General features: G+C 67.6%; 16 protein-coding genes. 10 read left to right on the top strand and 6 right to left on the bottom strand.

The window, feature by feature from the left end; genetic code table 11:
- Positions 1 to 193: 193 nt before the first annotated feature.
- The 10 genes from ACOGXQ_RS07510 to ACOGXQ_RS07465 all read left to right on the top strand — a co-directional run bounded on the left by ACOGXQ_RS07510 (position 194) and on the right by ACOGXQ_RS07465 (position 13,008).
- Positions 194 to 2,122, top strand: coding sequence for a flavin-containing monooxygenase (locus tag ACOGXQ_RS07510; RefSeq protein WP_419946789.1), 1,929 nt, complete (start codon positions 194 to 196; stop codon positions 2,120 to 2,122).
- A gap of 103 nt (positions 2,123 to 2,225) precedes the next feature.
- Positions 2,226 to 3,308 (top strand): RCC1 domain-containing protein, encoded by a 1,083-nt coding sequence (locus ACOGXQ_RS07505; protein ID WP_419946788.1) that lies wholly within the window; start codon positions 2,226 to 2,228, stop codon positions 3,306 to 3,308.
- 37 nt (positions 3,309 to 3,345) lie between these two features.
- A complete protein-coding gene (locus ACOGXQ_RS07500) occupies positions 3,346 to 3,675 on the top strand; it encodes a hypothetical protein (protein WP_419946787.1) in 330 nt (109 codons plus the stop codon).
- Positions 3,675 to 4,160: a S8 family serine peptidase gene (locus tag ACOGXQ_RS07495; RefSeq protein ID WP_419946786.1), complete on the top strand. Its 486-nt coding sequence runs from the start codon at positions 3,675 to 3,677 to the stop codon at positions 4,158 to 4,160. Before ACOGXQ_RS07500 ends, ACOGXQ_RS07495 begins: the two co-directional genes overlap by 1 nt.
- 181 nt (positions 4,161 to 4,341) lie before the next feature.
- A complete protein-coding gene (locus tag ACOGXQ_RS07490; RefSeq protein WP_419946785.1) occupies positions 4,342 to 5,493 on the top strand; it encodes a hypothetical protein in 1,152 nt (383 codons plus the stop codon).
- A 130-nt stretch (positions 5,494 to 5,623) separates the two neighbouring features.
- Positions 5,624 to 9,511, top strand: a complete 3,888-nt coding sequence (locus ACOGXQ_RS07485; protein WP_419946784.1) for a S8 family serine peptidase — start codon at positions 5,624 to 5,626, stop codon at positions 9,509 to 9,511.
- Positions 9,498 to 10,871 (top strand): leucine-rich repeat domain-containing protein, encoded by a 1,374-nt coding sequence (locus ACOGXQ_RS07480; RefSeq protein WP_419946783.1) that lies wholly within the window; start codon positions 9,498 to 9,500, stop codon positions 10,869 to 10,871. The genes ACOGXQ_RS07485 and ACOGXQ_RS07480 overlap by 14 nt, the downstream gene beginning before the upstream one ends.
- 70 nt (positions 10,872 to 10,941) lie before the next feature.
- On the top strand, positions 10,942 to 11,505 hold the full coding sequence (locus tag ACOGXQ_RS07475) for a hypothetical protein (protein WP_419946782.1): 564 nt from the start codon (positions 10,942 to 10,944) through the stop codon (positions 11,503 to 11,505).
- Between the two features lie 18 nt (positions 11,506 to 11,523).
- Complete coding sequence (locus ACOGXQ_RS07470; RefSeq protein ID WP_419946781.1) at positions 11,524 to 11,904, top strand: hypothetical protein; 381 nt, start codon at positions 11,524 to 11,526, stop codon at positions 11,902 to 11,904.
- Positions 11,905 to 12,036: 132 nt separating this feature from the next.
- On the top strand, positions 12,037 to 13,008 hold the full coding sequence (locus ACOGXQ_RS07465) for an alpha/beta fold hydrolase (RefSeq protein ID WP_419946780.1): 972 nt from the start codon (positions 12,037 to 12,039) through the stop codon (positions 13,006 to 13,008).
- Positions 13,009 to 13,029: 21 nt separating this feature from the next.
- Here ACOGXQ_RS07465 and ACOGXQ_RS07460 read toward each other — a convergent pair whose 3' ends face one another.
- The 6 genes from ACOGXQ_RS07460 to ACOGXQ_RS07435 form a co-directional block, all read right to left on the bottom strand.
- Positions 13,030 to 13,359 (bottom strand): DUF3467 domain-containing protein, encoded by a 330-nt coding sequence (locus ACOGXQ_RS07460; protein WP_419946779.1) that lies wholly within the window; start codon positions 13,357 to 13,359, stop codon positions 13,030 to 13,032.
- 44 nt (positions 13,360 to 13,403) lie between these two features.
- Positions 13,404 to 14,360, bottom strand: a complete 957-nt coding sequence (locus ACOGXQ_RS07455; protein ID WP_419946778.1) for an ABC transporter permease — start codon at positions 14,358 to 14,360, stop codon at positions 13,404 to 13,406.
- On the bottom strand, positions 14,353 to 15,537 hold the full coding sequence (locus ACOGXQ_RS07450; RefSeq protein WP_419946777.1) for an ABC transporter permease: 1,185 nt from the start codon (positions 15,535 to 15,537) through the stop codon (positions 14,353 to 14,355). Before ACOGXQ_RS07450 ends, ACOGXQ_RS07455 begins: the two co-directional genes overlap by 8 nt.
- Complete coding sequence (locus ACOGXQ_RS07445) at positions 15,534 to 17,078, bottom strand: ABC transporter ATP-binding protein (RefSeq protein ID WP_419946776.1); 1,545 nt, start codon at positions 17,076 to 17,078, stop codon at positions 15,534 to 15,536. The genes ACOGXQ_RS07450 and ACOGXQ_RS07445 overlap by 4 nt, the downstream gene beginning before the upstream one ends.
- A gap of 28 nt (positions 17,079 to 17,106) precedes the next feature.
- Entirely contained in the window at positions 17,107 to 18,315 is a 1,209-nt protein-coding gene (locus ACOGXQ_RS07440; protein WP_419946775.1) for a BMP family ABC transporter substrate-binding protein, read from the bottom strand.
- Between the two features lie 160 nt (positions 18,316 to 18,475).
- The gene (locus tag ACOGXQ_RS07435; protein WP_419946774.1) at positions 18,476 to 19,789 is read right to left on the bottom strand and encodes an acyl-CoA dehydrogenase family protein; all 1,314 of its coding nucleotides are present in this window, start codon (positions 19,787 to 19,789) and stop codon (positions 18,476 to 18,478) included.
- Positions 19,790 to 19,861: the final 72 nt, after the last annotated feature.

Here is a 19,861-nt window from a genome sequence, read left to right as displayed (position 1 = left end):
CTCACGTCAACGCGCTGGGGAGAACCCTCTCGCGATTGCACCAATTGCTTCCCGCTCTTGTTCCCGTTCTCATTGGACTCATTGGGGCTCTCATTGGGGCTCTCATTGGATACGGACTCACGGGCCGCTCGGGCCACGGCTTCGCCTGCGGCTCAGCCTCTAGCATCGAACGGGGGACCACGGAGGTCGCACGATGTCAGAGGGCCAAGCGGCAGCAGACGCGGGCACATGCCCGGCGGTCAGCATCGACCCTGCGACGGGTCGCAAGATCTTCAACACCAAGGCGGCGAAGGCTTCCGAGAAGATTCAGGGCAAGGGCTACTCGGTCAACGCCGACGAGCGCGCGAAGGAGCTGCCGTCTCCCCCGCCCGGGGCTGTCTTCAACGCCGAGGAGCAGGCCAAGTACCGGGACTTCAAGGAGGCTCGCCGAGGCGCGGCCGACTACATGGCGATGGAGGGCGAGTTCTCCCGCTATCTCGAAGACGTCTATTCCGAGCCGCCCATCGAGCGCGAGGCGCTGGACGACGAGTGCGAGGTGCTGTGCATCGGCGCCGGGTTCGCCGGGCTGCTGCTGTGGCACAAGCTGCAGGCGGCCGGCATCGACGATGTGCGCTTCTGCGAGAAGGGCGGCGACGTCGGCGGCACTTGGTATTGGAACCGCTACCCCGGCATCGCCTGCGACGTCGAGTCCTACAGCTACCTGCCGCTGCTCGAGGAGATGGAGTACATCCCGACGATGAAGTTCGCGTCGGGCTTCGAGATCCTCGAGTACTGCCAGGCGATGGCCGACAAGTTCGGCTTCTACGACCGCTGCCTGTTCCACACCACCGTCGACTCCACCGTGTGGGACGAGGAGACCGGCCGCTGGACCGTCTGCACCGACCGCGGCGATGCCATGAAGGCCCGCTACGTGATCCTGGCGAACGGCATCCTCACCAGCCCCAAGCTGGCCCGCATCGACGGCATGGCCGGCTTCGCCGGCGAGTCATTCCACACCTCGCGCTGGGACTACAACATCGACCTCGAAGGCAAGCGGGTCGGCATCATCGGCACCGGCGCCACCGCCGTGCAGGTCATCCCGGAGATCGCCAAGGCGGTCGGCGAGCTGTACGTGTTCCAGCGGACGCCGTCATCGATCGACGTGCGCGATCAGCGCGAGACCGATCCCGAGGAGGTCGCCGAGTGGTCGCAGGAGCCCGGCTGGGCGCGGGCCCGCCGCAAGCGTTTCTCCCGGATCTCCTCGGGCCGCACCGCCATCAAGGCCAACGACGACTACTTGGCCGGCCGGGTCGACGATTTCAAAGAACGAAAGCAACATGCCCGCAAGCTCTCGCCCACCGAACTGGTGCAGAAGCAGCTCAACACCAACTTCCGGATCATGGAGCAGATCCGGGCCCGGGTAGACACCATCGTGGAGGATCCCAAGACCGCCGAGGCGCTCAAGCCGTACTACCCCTATGGCTGCAAGCGGCCCACCTTCCACGACGAATACCTGCCCACGTTCAACCTGCCGCACGTGCACCTCGTGGACACCGCCCCGATGGGCGTGCAGGAGATCAACGAGCGGGGCGTGGTGCACGACGGCGTCGAGTACGAGTTGGACGTGCTGATCTACGCCACTGGCTTCCAGTGGATGGCCACCTCGACGTTCAACATGATCACCGGACGCGACGGCGTGACGCTGAGCGAGAAGTGGCAGAGCGAGGGCACCAAGACGTTCCTGGGGCTGCACAGCCACGGATTCCCGAACCTGTTCATCGTGTCGGGTCCGCAGGGCGGCGGCGGCAGCTTCAACTTCACCGACGCCATCGACACCCACGGCGACTACGTCGTCTGGATGCTCACCGAGATGCGCGACAAGGCGTGGAACGTGGTGGACATCACGCCCGACTCTGAGGTGTCCTACGCCGAGCACTGCCGGGTGGCCGACATCACCACGGCCCCGCTGCGGGACTGCCTCTCGTACTACAACGGCCATGGCGATGCCGAGCCGGGCAGCTTGGCGTACTACGGCGGCGGCTACTGGCACAAGTGGCGGATCGCCGCGCAGGAATCGCTGGATCCGTACGTGTTCGAGTTCAAGCCCGACCAAGTGGCTCAGCCCGTCGGCGGGCTGGCGTAGATCTTGAAGCGGGGCACAACGGCGTGAGCGTTGTCATGATCGGCGCGTGGGGTTTGGCTGGTGTGCTGGCAAGATCCGGCGCTCAGGCCCCTTGGGGATGTCTATGCAGACTTGGGTTCGTACTCCGCATGCCGGGATCGGCGCGGACGAGACGCTGGCGTGCTGGCCCTACGAGTTCGAAGGCGCTGCGCTTGTTGAGGGCGTGGAGCCGCTGGTCAGCGCTGAGCTCTGGGGGCACCGCGCTTGCGGTGTGAGTGCCGGGGGATCGCTGGCGTGCTGGGATTGGGACACCGAGGGCCGAGCGTCACCGCCTGAGGGCAGGTTCGTGGATATCTCAGTGTCGAGGAATCGCTCGTGCGGGGTGCGTGAGAGCGGCGAGATCGAATGCTGGGGCGCTGGCGGCGCCTCCACGGAGGACCAGGTGCTCGAGGGGCGCTTTGTGAAGGTATCGCTGGCGAGGCACCACACGTGCGGTGTCCGGGTGGACGCGTCCTTGGCATGTTGGGAGTCTTGGGACGAGGGGCACTTGCCCGGCGAGTCTCGCTCGCACGATGTGCCGCAGGGCCGTTTTGTGGACGTGTTCGCGCCGGGGCCGTGCGCGGTGCGTGAGAGCGGCGAGCTTGTGTGCTGGCGCGACGACGGCTTCGGGAACATCACTGTCTCGAATCGAACGCGCATCCCTTCTGAGCGGCAGCATCGGGAACGGTATGTCGAGGCGACAGGCACTCATTTCACCGGGCCATATTGCGGGTTGCGCGGCGACGGGCGAGTCGATTGCTGGTACCAACACGGCGAGTACATGGCTGCTCTTCCGGCTGGGGTGGAACCGCTGTCAAGCCTCGCAGTACGTGACTTGGCGCAGGCTTGTGGCGTACGCCTCGATGGGTCATTGGTGTGCTGGAGCCCACAGACTGGCGCGATCTGGAATCTGCGGTCCGAGGTGCTCAACGGTTCACTCGGCGGCGAGTACGTCTTTGTGCGCTCTGGCATCTTGTCTGACTTCTGCGCGGTCACCGTCGAGGGAATGTTGCAGTGCTGGAGTCTCGATTCTTGGCCTGATCTGAAGCGGCCGGTGAGGACCGTGCTCGGCGGCCATTTTGTGGATGTGGCTGTCGGTGCTGACCATGGGTGCGCGATCCGCCTTGACGGCACGGTCGCGTGCTGGGGCAACAACGAGAACCGCTGACGATCTGCCCGGCTTGGGCAACGAAGGGAGAGCGCAGATGCGCTTGCTGTACGGAGCTGTGTCCGTTGCCCTCGTGGCATCGGTGCTTGCGGCCTCACCGCAGGCTGTGACGGCCGGGCCGACGTCTGACGGGTCGGGACCATCGAGCCCGGCGACATCGGCTACGGGTCCATTCGATACTGCGGCGACTCAGTGGCCTGGCGAGGCGCCCGCTCAGGCACGGGGCTCAGCGGGCGCCGGTCCGGCATCGTCGGCACCGATGCTGAGCGACGGCTTTGTGCTGGGTGGGACGTGGTTGGCACCCGGGGTGGTGGGTTTGGACTGGGACGATGTCCCGGGTTCGACTGGCTATGAGCTGATCCGGTGATGGTGGCGGTATTGGACACCGGCGTGTACGGCGCACACCGTGATCTCGACAGCCAGATCGTCACCGGCGGTCTACATCTCTGCCATCGAGTGGATCCCGATGGGCACGGCACCCATGTGGCCGGCATCGTCGCGGCCGAGCATGTCCAGAAGACAAGCGCAAATCCCAACCCTGCGAATCAAGACACGGCCGGGGTCGCGCCGGACGCGACGATCCTGCCGATTCGTGTACTGGGACGCGCCGGCTGCGATGCGTCGATGGGACCGACCGAGGCAGTGGCGGCGGCGGTCAACGCCGGTGCACGGGTGATCAATATGTCGCTGATCTGGGGCACCGGGCATCGCAGCCCCAGAGACCAGAACGTCGGCGGCATCCCGATCGAGAGCGACAAGCACCAGGACACGTTCGAGGCTGCGCTGCGGGCGGCGTCCATGCTCGGCGTCGTGTCGGTCGCAGCGGCGGGCAACTGCGGGATGCGAGCTTGAATAGCAAGGGGATGCCACGTTGGCAGGCAAACAAGTGCTCGGGCCATAACTTCGACCACGCGCCAGCCATCTACAGCCTCACCGGCGATGTCGTCGCTGTCGCCGCAGCCAACAACAAGAGCCTTCGCGTTTTCGTGGGATGGGGTTGCTGGGCTCGGCTTCGTCAGGTTAGGTGACGAGGATGCCGCGGTGGCTGCCCTTCGCGTTCGTGGCGGTGGGTTTCGTCGCTGCGGCCTGTGGCTGCGGAGCGGGTGAGGCAACTGGCGATGGTCAGCGTGAGCGTGAGCTAGAGGCGCCGCCCGTGGCGGATGACTCGCCAGAGGACGCGGGCGGGCGTGACGACGGGTCACGTCTGTTGGGGGTGGGTCGGGCGACACCGCCCGAAGGAGCGTTCGTGGACATCTCGGCAACCCGTTTTCGTACGTGTGGGGTGCGTGTTGATGGGCGGATCGAGTGCTGGGGCGACCGGTACGCAGCGGGCGGGGTGCCTCTTGCCGGTGACTTTGAGAAGGTTTCGATCGCCGAGAGGCAGGCGTGTGGGGTCAGGTCGGATCGTTCGCTGGTGTGCTGGAGCTATGCGGCCACGACTGGGGCTGAGCAGGTGGTGTGGGAAGGACCGGCTGGCCCGTTCAAGGACGTGTCTGTCGAGGTGGGATGCGGTCTGCGGGAGGATGGGCAGCTCGATTGCTGGTACGGGGCAGATCGGCTGGCTCCGCCTGAGGACACATTCGTGGAGATCGCTGGGGCCGGTGAGTACGGCCCGCTCTGCGCGCTGAACTCTGGGGGGTGGCTGGTGTGCTGGCATGATCCGGCGCTCAGGCCCCTTGGGGATGTCTATGCGGATCTGGGTTCGTACTTCGCGTGCGGGATCGGAGCGGACGAGGAGCCGGCGTGCTGGCGCTACGGACCCGGCAGCGCCCCGCTTGAGGGCACGGAGCCGATGGTCAGCGCTGAGCTCTGGGGGCACCGCGCTTGCGGCGTGAGTGCCGAGGGATTGCTGGCGTGCTGGGATTGGGACACCGAGGGCTGGAACACCGGCGGGATGTGGGACCCGGGTTGGTTGGGCGTGCCTGATGCGCAGTGGGCTCGTGTCGCTGGGCCTGGTTCTGAGATGCCGTGTCTGTTGAGCAGGCGGGGCGAGTTGTTCTGTGCGGGAACCTATTTCAGCTACGACACGCCGCCCGAGCAGTTCGAGCGGATATCGGGGTCCGATCGGTTTGTGGACACCGTTGTCGGCGGTCGTCATGGGTGCGGGATCCGCACTGACGGCACAGTGGTGTGCTGGGGGTACGACTCCGACGAAGACCTCGTGTGGATGCCGGTGGTTCGGTGAACGGCGTGGGCCGTCGTAGAGCGGCGCTGGCTGGAGCTGTAGCAAATGCTGCCGCATCGCCGACCAGTGCTGGGCAGCGCGCAGACGCTTCTGGGCTCCGACAGCGCTGAGTGCTCGGGAAAGGACAGTCATGAACAAGCTCATTGGGGCTGTGGTTGGCGTCGTGGTGTTGTTGTCGGGGTTGTTATCGCCGGTGGCCGCACATGAGCAGTCGCCTGCCCTCGCGCCGCCGGCACTGTCGACGTCGAGCAGTGCGGCTCGCTCAACGTCGGTACAGCCGGTTGCGCGGCAATCAGAGGCGCAGGCTGCTGTCGGTGCTGAGCAGATGCAGGTGGCGCCGAGACCGGGCGAGGGTTTCAGCTTCAGAGGGCAGTGGCTTGCTCCGGGAGTGGTGGGCTTGGACTGGGACGATGTGGCCGGCGCGAGCGGCTATGAATTGCTGGTGCTGGGCACTGACGGGTGGATACTGCTGGCGACCGATGAGCCCGTTGACGGCGTCGTAGCCGTGCGGGAGGGGTCGGCAGCGCGGGTGGGCGGCCTGCCTGCCGACGTCGATGAGTATTGGTTCGCACTGCGCGCACGCAGCACAGCGGGCGTGTCGCGTTGGTCGAGCGGCCTTGAAGTACAGGTTCCCGAAGACGCCAGCGAGAGGTTGCAGTTCGATCCGTTCACCGCGCCGACGCTGTCGAATATCGACTTGGAGCGTCTGGGCGAGGCGACGGCGACGGTCACTCCGGGCGAGGCCGACTGCGGCGCGGTGTCGGCATTGGATGTAGCGGGGATCAGCGTCGTGGACCCTTGTGGCGACGACGACGAAGGTGCCGATGGGCAAAAGGGCTGGCAGGCCAACAGGTGCTCAGGGCACAACTTCGATCATGCTCCCGCCGTCTACAGCCTCACCGGTGAGGTCGTGACTGTCAGCGCAGTCAACTACGACGGACGACGGCCCGACTTCAGCACATTCAAAGACTTCGTTGACCTCGCCGCGCCCGGCGGGCGATTGCTGTCGACGGTTCCCGTAGTGACCTGCGATCCCGAGGACACCAATGGCGATGGAGTCGACGATCGTTGGGGGCCGCTTGAGTGCGGGCTGCCGAGTTCACCGATCCCATGTGCGCCGACCGTTGCGCGAAGAACGGACCCCCGCACTATGCCGCCGGGTGGCTGCGCTCACCCGGTGTTCGAGAAATCGGGCACCTCGCAAGCGGCGCCGTTTGTGTCGGGTGTGGTGGCGCACATGGTGAACCGTCATCCTGATGCCACTGTTGGCCAGATACGGGCGGCTCTGGAGAACACGACGCTCGCGCCGCCAGCGGCGGAGGTGCCGACCGCACGTGGTCGCGACGGCGATGACGAGTTGATCGAGAGGCTGTCTGCGGGCCTGCGGCGTATCCGTCAGCCAGGACGGCCTGGCTTCCACACCGAGAACGGCCTGCATGCGCCGTCTATGGAGTATGGGCGGGGGATCGTGAATCCGGCTGCGGCTGTGGCGCGGCTGGGTGACGATCTGAGGATCGGACTGTCTCCGCAGGGTGACGCGGGGTTGTTCATGGAGTTGTCGGCTGGGGCACGTCATACGTGCGGGTTGCGGTCGAACGGTGCCGTGCAGTGCTGGGGGGAGCGGGCGATCCGGGACGCGACCCCGAGTTGGGCGTTTGCTTCGTTGTCGTCGCCGCCGACGGCGCGGTTCGTGTGTGGTGTGCGCAGCGGGGACGGTGCGGCGCAGTGCTGGGGCGAGCTGCCGGCGGCGATCACTTCGCCGGTGGCGGTGTCGGCGGGCACTGGTGCGTTGCGGGGCCGGTTCATCGAGGTGGCTGCTGGGGATCGGCATGTGTGCGGGTTGCGTCCGGATGGCGGGGTGGTGTGCTGGGGCGACAACAGCGACGGCCAGACCGAGGTGCCCACGGGGACGTTCGATGAGCCGCCCAGCATCAAGGCCACCAAGGTGGTGGCGGGGTCGGAGCACTCGTGCATGCTGTTGTCGACCGGTGCGGTGGAGTGCTGGGGCAAGTCCGACGACGAGCGGCTTTTGGCGCCGTCGGCGCTGGTGGTGTCTGATGTTGCTGCGGGGGCAGCCCATACGTGCGCCGTGACTGCGGCGGACGTGTTGATGGCGAATCTGGTGTCGTGCTGGGGTGTGACGCCGCTGGGTCGGGCTGCGGGGCCAGCAGGGCGGTTCACGGAAGTCGATGCGGGCGCGGACCATTCGTGCGGGCTGCTGGCCTACGAGTCCGATGAGCTGCCTGGGGGCCGGGTGCGCTGCTGGGGCTACGGCGGGCCCGACGAAGTGCCTGATCAGCGACTGGATGCGCCCGCGGGCGTGTTCTCCCATGTGTCGGCCGGGGCGAAGCACGGGTGCGCGTTGACGGTGGTCAAGGACGTGCACTGCTGGGGCGATGACGAGCACGGGCAGGCGCCGTCGAGTTTTGTGGGCCGTCTGGGTGCGCTGTCGCTGACCGCGGGTGGGGTGGATCTGCTGGCGGGCCGTTTTGATCCTGCGGTGTATGAGTACACGGTGGTGGCGGAGCCGGGACCGGCGACGCTGCGAGCGGCTACCGACACCACCGATGGGTCGCACAGTCTGCTTGAGTCGCTGGACGGCAGCGGCGGCGGGTCTTTGCTGGTGGCGCAGTCGCTGCCGAAGACTCTGGTCCGCGGGGCGGAGTTCGAGGTGGTGGTGGGCGCGGCGTTCGGGCAGGTCGGGCACCGGACGTATCGGATTCGAGTGCTGGAGCGTGCTGAGTTGGATTCGCTGCGGGTGGTGCCGTCAGGCACCGGCCCGGATTGTGTGCCGCAGTGTGCGGCGTTGGAGTTGATCCCGCCGTTCGACCCGAAGGTGACCAGGTATCGGGTCGTGGCGGCGGCGGACGTGTCGGATGTGTCGGTGGAGTACCGGTCCACCGATGGCGTTGTGGCGCTTACTCCGGCGGATTCTGATTCGTCGGCTGGGGGCCATCAGGTGGCGTTGGGCACGGAAACGGGATTCGTGTCGGTGTCGGCCGGTTCTCACTTTTCGTGCGGCGTCAAGACCGGTGGCTCGGTGGAGTGCTGGGGCTACAGCCAATTGGCTGCGCCGTCGGGCTCGTTCGCGTCGGTGTCTGCGGGCAGTGGCTATGTATGCGGCGTCAAGAGCGATAGCTCGGTGGAGTGCTGGGGGCATGATGCCGATGGTCAGGCATCCCCGCCGCCTGGCTCGTTCAGATCGGTCGATGCCGGTTCGAATCACACATGCGGCGTGAAAACCGATGACACTCTGGCGTGCTGGGGCGACAACCGAGACGGCAAGGCGTCGCCGCCGTCTGGTTCGTTCGCCTCGGTGAGCGCCGGCTCAAGCCACTCGTGCGGGTTGCGCTCCAGTGGTTCTTTGGCGTGCTGGGGCAACAACTTCCGTGGTAAAGCGTCGCCGCCCTCTGGTTCGTTTGTTTCGGTGAGCGCGGGTTCGAGTCATTCATGCGGGGTGCGCATCAGCGGCGCTGCGGTGTGCTGGGGATGGAACGTCGCCGGTGAGGCGTCGCCGCCGTCTGGCTCGTTCAGTTCTGTGTCAGCGGGATCGTGGTGGCACAGTTGCGGAACCAAGACCGATGGCACTGCTGTGTGCTGGGGTGCATTGATCGACAATCGTTTCGTGCCGGTCGGCAAGATCGCTTCGCTGTCGGCGGGCCACGCCCATGCGTGCGGTGTGACTGCCGACGGCGTCGCTGCTTGCTGGGGCGATGAGGTGTTCGGTGCCCATGTGGCGCCGTCTGGTTCGTTCAGCTCAGTCGTCGCTGGCCCGTCTCACTCCTGTGGGGTGCAGTCCGACGGCTCGGTGGCGTGCTGGGGGCTGGATTGGTATGGCATGTCGTCGCCGCCGTCTGGTTCGTTCAGTTCGGTAGCGCTCGGCTACTTCCATTCCTGCGGCCTGCGTCTTCCATTCCTGCGGCCTGCGTCTTGGCGGATCGATTGTGTGTTGGGGCGACCGCGAGCGCGGCCTGAGGGCGATACCGCCAGGTTCGTTCACTGCGGTGGGTGCCGGTGACTATCACGCGTGCGGATTGAAGTCCGGCGGCTCGGTCGCGTGCTGGGGTCTCAATGACTACGGCCAGACTGACGCGCCTGCGGGCGTGTTCGCAGCCCTGTCTGTCAACGCACGTCTGTCGTGCGCGCTGAACGCGGCCGGCACCGCTACCTGCTGGGGCAACGAGGACGACGGGTTGCTGTTGCCTCCGACGGTGGCTTTCGCGTCGATCTCAGTGGGTCAGAACTACGTCTGCGGAATCGCGCAAGACGACACGGTCGCGTGCTGGGGTGCCGACTATGACGGACAGGCGTCGCCGCCGTCGGGTTCATTCAGCGCCGTGTCCTCAGGTCGCCGCCACGCGTGCGGAGTTCGTCCTGGCGGAGCGGCGGTGTGCTGGGGCAGCAACGCTCATGGCCAGACCGATGTCCAAGCCGATTCGTTCGCGCACGTCTCAGCCGGCGCGGACCACTCCTGCGGCATCAAAGCCGACGGCGCGATCACCTGCTGGGGCAGCCGCTCCCCGGTGCTGGAACCGGCCGGGCGCCGCGTAGTGACACTGACAATCCCAGGATCAGACGAGACTCATCGGACTTCCTATGAGCTCACGATCGATCGGCCCCGCCCATCGAACCTTGTCAGCTTCGCCACCGGTGCTTCGAGAACCACGAGAGCCAGCGACGCTGACGCGGCGCGGGCGGACGGCGACCAGGCGGTCAGCGCCGAGGCGCCGGCGGACCCGCTGCGCGAGAACCCCCAGAAAGCGGGGAGCGCCGCTGCGGCGGTGTCAGTGCCGGGTGCTGCCAGGACCAGCTCATGCACGCCTGCTCAGGGTGTCGTCTCGATTGCCGACCCCGTGCTGCGATCTGCGCTGGCGACGACCTTGGGCAAAGCGGGAGACGCGACGATCACTGCTGCGGACATGACGCAGCTCACCGCCCTGGAAGTGCCGGCCCGGCGGGACGGATCGAATGTGTCGAGCCTGTCGGGCCTCGAGCACGCCACGGCGCTGGCCTCTCTGGACGTGACCGGACACGTCGTCTCGGATATCTCGCCGCTGGGATGCCTGACGGGCCTCACGACGTTGGAACTCGGCGGCAACGACATCACTGACATCACGACACTGCCGAGCCTCACGAGCCTGCGGACCTTGGGGCTGAGCGGCAACAGCATCACTGACCTGTCGCCGCTGTCGGGACTGACCGCGCTGGCAAAGCTGGACGTTGCTCACAACAGCGTCACCGACGTCGCACCCTTGGGCAGCCTCAGCGAGTTGCGCATCCTGCACCTCGCCCGCAATCGAATCACCGATTTCGCCAGCCTCGACGCCATCTCCGGGCTCGCCATTCACGGCCAGCACGACCAACGCCCCACACCCTGATCCCGCGACCCGGCATCCGGTCGAGACCGGCGCGTACAGTCTTGTGGCGTCCACCGGCAGGAGAGACATCATGACTCAGAGGGCGGCTCAGAAGGCATCCCAGCAGAAGGCATCCCAGCAGCGCAAGACGAACGGGCGGCGTGCGCACCGGTCGTACCTGAGCTACATCGACAAGTCGCGTGAGTACTACGCGGCGCACGGCTACCCGCAGCCGTACCAGTGGGCGTACAGCCACGAGGTTGCCTTCACGCCGCTGCCCAAGCCGCTGTCGGAGTGCACCGTGGGACTCGTCACCACCTCGTTCTTCGAGAAGGGCCGCGAGCCCGCGGGAGTGCCGGCGGCACGGCCAAAGCAGCCCTACGCGGCCCGCTGCGACGATGCCCTCGACGGCCTCTACAACAGCGATCTCTTCTGGGACAAGGACAACACCCACACCGACGACCTCGACACCTACCTGCCGATCAACCGGCTTCGCGAGTTCGAGGCCGAGGGTCGCATCGGTGCGCTGTCAGAGCGCTTCTACGGCATTCCCACCGATTACAGCCACCGTCGCACGCAGCGCAACGATTCGCCCCGCATCGAAGAGTGGATGCGCGAAGACGGCGTGGACGTCGCCTTCCTGGTGCCGCTCTGACCGGTCTGCCATCAGACCGTGTGTCTGATCGCACGTCACTTGGAAGAGGCCGGCATCCCGACCGTGGTGGCCGGCAGCGCTCGCGACATCGTGGAGGAATGCGGCGTCGCCCGGTTCGTGTTCACCGACTTCCCGCTCGGGAACCCGACCGGCAAGCCCGGCGACGCCGACATGCAGCGCGCCATCGTGAGCACAGGGCTGGGCCTGCTCACCCACGCCTGGATGCCTCGCACCACGGTGCAGACACCGTTCGTGTGGGACGCAGACGACAACGACGGCTGGCGTGACCACTTCATGCGCGTCGACGACACGAACCGGGCCGCGCTTGCGGCGGCCGGCGAGGCACGCCGCCGTGATCAGGCCGCGGCCAAGGCTGACGGCCGCGCCCGGACGAGCTGAGCCGGCCGCCCGATCCAGAGTGCGCCGCCTCGGCCCGCGACACGATCTCGCCCGTCAGTTGCGCAGACTGCTCGCCGGGTGGACTCGACGCGCGATCCTCTGTCCGATCTCGACCCGAACGAAGGGCCTCCCGTGAGCCAACCCAGACCGCTGTTCGATCCTGCCGACGCCGACGCGCCCGACTTCGTTCCGTCGGAGCCGGCCGGCGCGGATGTCTATTCCCACCCTTCCGAGCACGGCGAGCGCATCACCGACTCGCTCATTCCCGACGTCATGATCGACGCATCGGGAGGGGTACAGGTGGCTGCCGATGTCTATGGCGACGACGGTCCGCTGGTGTTGCTGCAGCACGGCGGCGGCCAGACCCGTCACGCTTGGAAGGGAGCGGGTCAGGCGCTCGCCGACGGCGGCTACCGGGCCGTGTGCCTCGATGCCCGGGGCCACGGCGACTCGGACTGGGCGCCCGACGGCGACTACACGACCGAAGCATCGGTGGCCGACCTGGTGGCGATCGTGGAGCACTTCGGCGAGCGCCCGGTGCTGGTCGGCGCGTCGATGGGCGGGGGCACCTCGCTGACCGCGGTCGGCGAGGGTGCCGTGGACGCGCTGGCGCTGGTGCTGGTGGACACGGCGCCGCAGATCGAATCGGCCGGCGTCCGCAAGATCCGCGAGTTCATGGCCCAAGGCGCCGACGGGTTCGCATCGCTCGAAGAGGTCGCCGAGGCCATTGCCAACTACCAGCCCCACCGCAAACGGCCCCGCAACCTCGACGGGCTAGCCAAGAACGTGCGGCTGTGGCCCGACGGCCGCTACCGCTGGCACTGGGACCCAGCGTTCATGCACCGGCCCCGCAGCTTCGCCGAGCGCATCCCTCGCCAGCAGGCGGCTGCGGAGAATCTGACGCTTCCCACGCTGCTGGTGCGAGGCGGCATGAGCGACGTGCTGTCCCCCGAAGGAGCGCAGTCGTTCCTCGACACGGTGCCGCATGCCCGCTACGCCAACGTCGGCGGCGCGGCGCACATGGTGGCCGGCGACCGCAACGACATCTTCGTTGCTGCGACCCTCGAATTCCTCGCCGAATTCGTCCCCGCATCGAGCGGCTGACTCGAGGCCGCCGGAGGAGACCTAGGCGTCGGGTTCGTCGTCGCTGGATTCGCCGAGCGTCTCGAGGCTGGATGGCGCCAAGTTCGAGGCGAACTTCGACATGTTGTCGGAGAGCGCGCTGATGAGTTGCTCCACGAACTGCGGCGACATGTTCACCCGCTGGACGACCACGCCCCGCCGGGGCGACTGGCTGCCGCTGAAGTCCAAGCGGATGAAGTCCAGCGTGAACTCGTACGGCGAGTGGCGCACCACGGCGAAGTTGGACCACACGCCGGCTTCGAGCTCGGGAGGAAGACGGATCTGCAGCTTCGTCCCGTCCGGCAGCGATTCGGGTGAGGTTCCTTCAGTCACCTGCTGAACGCTACTTGCGAGGCGGCGAGTGCCGGCTCAGCCTCTCAGCGCTCCTCGCGTCGGTACGGAAGCGTCAGCGCAGCCGGAGCGGGGCTCGGACGGTGGCGGGCCCGGAAGCTGATCGCGATCAGCACCACCACGGTGAGCAGGAACGGCAGGATCCCCAGCAGCGCCGGCGAGATCGTGTTGACCTCCAGCCCGAAGATCGTGAGGTCGAACGTCTGGACCCGCGGCTGCAGCGCCAGCGTGAAGCCGAACAGCAGCGAGCCGGCCGCCAGCCGTCCGGGGCGCCATGCACCGAAGATCACCAGCGCCACGGCGATCCAGCCCCGCCCGGCGATCAGGCCCTCCGTCCAGCCCGCCGCCATGTACAGCGACAGGAATGAGCCCGCAGCCCCGGCGAACGCTCCGCCGATCAGCACCGCACTGGTGCGCAGCAGCGTGACCGAATGGCCGACGGAGTCCGTGGTGGATGCCGACTCGCCGACCGCCCGCAGCGCCAAGCCGAGCCGGGTGCGGCTCAGCACGAACCAGACGGCAACACCGAGCACGCCGGCGAGATATACCACCGGGGGCTGGTCGAACAGGATCGGTCCGGCCCAGGGAATGTCGGCCAGGCCGACGATGCTGAGATCGGTGAACACTGCATCGGCGCGCTGGCGCACGGCGTCCTGGCCGATGAACGCCGCGAAGCCCAGGCCGCCGATGGTGACGGCGAGGCCCGACACGACCTGTCCGGCCCCCATGATCACGCTGACGATCGCGTGGACAGCCGCTGTCGCCATGCCCACGAGGGCTGCGACAGCGAAACCGACCCAAGGACGGTCGGTGGCAATCGCCGCCATGAACCCCGTCACGGCGCCCATGGCCATCATCCCCTCGACCCCGAGGTTGAGCACGCCGGACCGCTCGGCGATGAGCTCGCCCAGACCGGCCAGATACACCAGCGTGGCGAACTGCACAGTCGCCACGAGCAGGCCGATGAACGCGTCTTCAGACACCGGATGCCCCCGTGCCTGTGGGGGTCTGAGTGGAGTCGACATCGGTGCCGCTGCCCACGGGACGCACCCAGCGCACCCGGTAATTCAGCAGCACTGCCGAGACCAGTGCGCCGATGAGGATCATGGCCTGCAGGATCGTGGCGATCGAGCTCGTCACACCGAGCGTCTGGATGGATTGACCGCCCCGCAGCACCGCCCCGAACACGACTGCCACTACGGCGACGCCGGAGGGACGCATCAGCGCGAGCGCCGCCACGATGATCCCGGCGAAGCCGTAGCCGCTCGAGAGTCCCGGCTCGAGTCGGGTGGCGGTGCCGGTCAACTCGATCGCACCCGCCAGACCCGCCAGCCCGCCTGACAGCAGCAGTGCGGTCAGCACCTTGCGTTGCAGCGAGATGCCGGCGTAGCGAGCAGTCGACGGTGACGAACCCGCCATGCGCAGTTCGTAGCCCCATGCAGTGCGCGACACGGCCAGCCAGAACGCCAGCAGCAGCGCTGCAGCGAACAGCACACCGATGTGGACCTGCCCGAACAGCCCCGGCAGCGATGCTTGGTCGGGAAGGGGTGTGATCTGGGCGAAGCCGAACGACTCAGGGTCCTTCCACGGACCCACCTTTAGCCATTCGGTGATGCGTATCGCAACCTCGACCAGCATCAGCGTGGTGATGATCTCGCTGACGCCGAGGTAGGCGCGCGCCAACGCCGGTCCCAGCACGAGCAGCACGCCTCCCACGGCACCGGCGATCAGCATCAGCACGATCAGCACGGGACCCGGCAGGTCCCCGGCCACCATGGCAAAGCCGGCCGCAACGATGGCGCCCGCCATCATCTGACCCTCGGCGCCGATGTTCCACAGGCCCATCGAGCCGGCCACCGCAACCGCCAGCCCGGCGATGGCCAGCGGCGTGGCGCGCAGCAGTGTGCGCGAGAGCGCATCGAACCCGCCGAGCGAGGACTCAGCCATGCGCTCATAGACCGCGACCGGATCGTTGCCCGAACCCCACAGCAGGAGCGCTCCGAAGATCAGCGCCAGCACGATGCCGATCACGAACGCGATGGCCTGTGCTGCTGGTGCCACCCGGGCGCGCCGCTGCAGCACCGGCCGCACGATGATGCGATGCCAGCGCGCCCGGCCGCGGGCGACCGTGTGCAGCGGGGCGTGGGTCGGTTCGGTCATGCGGTCCCCGTTCCGGCCATGGCGGCGCCGACCTCGGCGCGGGTGACCTGCGTCGGGTCCATGCGTGCCGCGACCTGACCCTCGTACATCACGATGAGCCGGTCAGACAGGGCGAGCAGCTCGTCGAGATCCTCCGAGATCAGCAGCACTCCTACGCCGGCGGCTCGCTGGGAGACGATCTGCGACTGGATGGCAGCGATGCCCGCCACGTCGAGACCTCGGGTCGGCTGAGCCGCCACGAGCACCTTGGGCTCGCCGGTCAGCTCCCGTCCGAGCAGCAGGCGCTGCAGGTTGCCGCCCGACAGGGCGCTCACGGGCTCGTGCACACGCCCCACCTGGACGCCGAAGCGCTCCACAAGGCGCCGGCAGAACTCCTCGCAGCGGCGCAGGTCGAGCATCAGCCGTCGCCTCAGCGACCGGTAGGACCGCACGACGGCGTTGTCGACCACCGACATCGTGGGTGCCAGCCCCACGCCGAGCCGGTCCTCGGGCACATAGGCCAGTCCCGCGCGGGAGCGAGCCCGCGGTGACGCCCGTGTGACGTCGGCGCCTGCGAGCTGCATCGTCCCTGCGGTGGTCGAGCGCAGCCCGGCGATGACCTCGGCCAGCTCCCGCTGCCCGTTGCCCGAGACGCCGGCCACGCCGACGATCTCGCCGGCGCGCACATCGAGGTCGACTGAATGCAACGCCGGCAGCCCGCGATCGCTGAGCGCCGACACACCTTCCAGCTCGAGCACCACGTCACCGCTGGGCTGATCGGTGGGCCGCTGGATCTCCGCCGCCGCCTCGCCCACCATCATCTCGGCAAGATCCGACCGGTCGACGCCGGCAAGGCTGCGGGGCTGCGCCACGGTCACCCCATTGCGCAGCACGGTCGCCTCGTCGCACACCGACAGCACCTCGTCCAGCTTGTGGCTGATGTAGATGACCGATCGGCCCCGATCGGCCATGGAGCGCAGCGTCAGACCGAGAGCGGCTGCCTCGGCGGGGGTCAGGACCGCTGTCGGTTCGTCCAGCACCAGCACATCGGCGTCGCGCCAGAGCGCCTTGAGGATCTCTACGCGCTGACGCTCACCCACCGAGAGCTGCCACACGGGACGGGACGGGTCAGTCTGCAGCGAGTAGGTGGCCGCCAGGTGGGCGACTCGCTCGATGATCTGGCCCATGTCCAGATAACGGGGCGCCGAGCCCAGCACTACGTTCTCGAACACCGTCAGCGTCGGCACCAGCCGGAACTCTTGATGGACCATGCCGATGCCGGCGGCGATCGCATCGGCAGGAGAGTGGAACTGGCGCTGAGAGCCATGCACCCAGATCTCGCCGGCGTCGGGCAGGTACACGCCGCCCAGCACATTGACCAGTGAGGTCTTGCCGGCGCCGTTCTCGCCGAGCAGCGCGTGGATGGTGCCCGCACGGACCGTGAGGTTTGCGCCGTCGCAAGCGACGACCCCGGGGAACTCCTTGCGAATGCCGCGCAGGTCGACGACAACGCGACCGTCGCCGGAGCCGGGGGACACCGCGGCGCCCCCCGGCTCCGACATCGGTTTCAGTGTTGTGGGATCAGACGGATCAGGGGCTGGCGTCACCCACGACGCCTTCGACGAACCAGTCCATGCCCAGCATCGGCCCGTCTTCCATGGTCTCGCCGGCAGCGACGCGCTCAGCGCCGTCCTGGTCGTTGATCGGGCCGGTGAAGACGTCCCAACCGCCGGAGCGGATCTGCTCGGCTGCGTCGGCAATGCGGTCGGCGATGTCGCCGGGCACATCGGCGGACAGTTCAGCAAGCTGGACGATGCCGTCATCCATGCCGCCCCAGTACGCGCCCGGTGTGTAGGTGCCGGCTGCCACAGCCTCGATGGTGCGGGCGTAGCGCGGGCCCCAGTGCCAGACCGGCGCCGTGATGAACGCCTCCGGGGCGAAGTTGCGCATGTCGGAGTTGTAGGCGACCCAACGTGCCCCGGCATCCTGGGCTGCGACGCCTGCGGCGGTCGAGTCCTGGTGCATTGCGATGACGTCGGCACCCGCTTCGAGCAGCGCCGAGGCGGTGTCGCCTTCCACTGCGGGGTCGAACCAGGTGAAGGTCCAGTTGACGTGCACCTCAGCGCTGGGGTTGGTTTCACGCACGCCCAAGGTGAAGGCGTTGATGCCCCGGATCACCTCGGGAATCGGGAATGCAGCGACGTAGCCGATCTGGCCGCTCTGCGTCATCGCACCGGCGGCCATGCCGGACAGGTAACGCGGCTGGTACATGCGGCCGAAGAAATTGCCGAAGTTGGTGTCGTTCATCTTGAAGCCTGAGGCGTGCTCGAACACGACATCGGGATACTCGGCCGCCAGCTCCTCCATCGGATCCATGTAGCCGAACGACGTGCCGAAGATGATGTTTGCGCCCTCGTTCCTGATGAAGTCGACGGCGACTTCCTTGAACGCCTCTGCGTTCTCGGGGATGCTCTCGACAACGAGCGTCGTTGCCCCCGTTTGCTCCTCGGCAAATATGCGGCCTTGGTCGTGAGCCCAGTTCCAGCCTGCGTCGCCGACCGGTCCCACAAGGATGAATGCCGCGGTGATGTCCGATGCGGACATTCCCTCGGGTTCAGGCTCGGGTTCGTCGGCTGGCGGGGCCGTCGTTGCGGGTGCTGCGGTGGTCGCCGGTGCTGCGATGGTCACCGGTGCCGCAGTCGTATCGGCTGCCTCGTCGTCGTCGGTGCCGCACGCGGCGCTGACGAGCGCTATGGCGGCGAGCGCGACCCCAAGCCGTATCAGAGTCCTCGAACGCATGATCTCCCTCTCCGTTCGCGCCCGCGAGGCACACTCGGGGCGATCACGTCGAGCCTAATCTCGCTGGCCAGAGCCAGACGCCAGCACTTCGATGGTTGCCGATCGGCGACACGGCGGGTCGCGCGCACCTCAGAGTGTCGCGAGCGTGGTTGTCGGCTGCTCAGAACGGGTTGAGCTCGAGGCCCAGAAGATGGCGGCCCAACTGGTGGGTCACGCGGTCTTGGTGCACATTGATGTGCACCGGCATGGCCCGGAAGTCGCGGTAGCGGCGGTCGAAGGCGCCGCCCTCGCGCAGTGCAGTGCCGCCCTGGGTGCGGTGCAGCAGCGACATGGCCTCGTCGAGCTGCTCGACGGCCATGGTCGTCACCGCCATCTGACGCAGGTAGTCGGCCTCATCAGGGACGACACCGGCGGCGATGCGGCGGTCGACCTCATTGCAGGCGGCTTCCGTGGCGGCAGCGGCGGCAGCCAGCAGCGAGGCCGCTCGCCCGAAGTTGACCTGCACCGTGGGTCGATCGACCATCTTGCCGCCGATGATCACCCGCCGTCCTCCGGCCGCGTCAGCGGCCTCGGCGAGCGCCCGACGCACGAGGCCCACGGCCATGAACGAGAGCCACAGGTCGGAGATGCCCACCCAGTCCTCGCGGTAGCGATGATGCACCACCGGCACCGTGCGCAGCGACTCTGCCCGGTTGGCGCCGAACCAGGCCACGCAGTCGCTGAGGTTCACCGGCACATCGGTGTAGTGGACGTCGTCGGTAGCAGAGGCCCGCAGCCCGGCGCCGTCCCACGACGGATCGATCTTCATGCCCTCGGTGGTGGTGGGCAGGATGGTGAAGCGGATGTCCAGGCTTGATTTCGCCGCTCCATGCGGCGCAGGATGCCTCACCGGCTTGCCGTCGTCGCCGGTGATCGCGAAAGCCACGCCGCAGTAGTCGGCGTAGCGGGCGCCGGTGCCCCAGCGGCCCGTGCCGTTCAGGATGGCCTGGTCGCCCTCGACGCGGCCGTACACCGAACTGCGGGCGCCGCCCGGGAACGACACCCACTGGCCGTTGGTCACGATGTGGGTGAGGAAGTCCTGCTGTTCGGGGCCGACCGAGCCGACGAACAGGTGGAACACGCAGAGGTGGTTCCACAGGCACCACGCCAGGCTCGGGCAGCGGGCTGCCACCGCTTCGAGCTCGCGGCCCATGTGCAGCATCGTCTCCTCGACGCCGCCGATGTTGCGGCTGGCCGACATGCGCATGAAGTCGGTGCCGCGGATGGCCTCGACGACCTCCGACGAGACGGATCGGGTCCGGTCTGCCGTCTCGGCCTGTGCCTCGATGGCATCCAGGAACGGGGCGATCCGCAGGCCCTCGGTCGGCGCGGGAGCGAAGTGCTCGACCAGTTCAAGACCTGACAGCAGGGTGTCCTCGGACACCGCATGGGAAGCTGTCTGGCCCGACTCGTCTGCTTCGGGTGCGCCCGCCATGCGGCCACAGTAGGCGGCTGTGATCTCAGGCGCAGTGGGCAGGCCCTTCTTCCCGCTCTAGCTCGCTTCGCT

Source organism: Candidatus Poriferisodalis sp. (assembly GCF_965208485.1).
Taxonomy (GTDB): Bacteria; Actinomycetota; Acidimicrobiia; order Acidimicrobiales; family Poriferisodalaceae; genus Poriferisodalis.
Note: the sequence above shows the minus strand (reverse complement) of the source record. Positions and strands in the feature narration are given on the sequence as shown.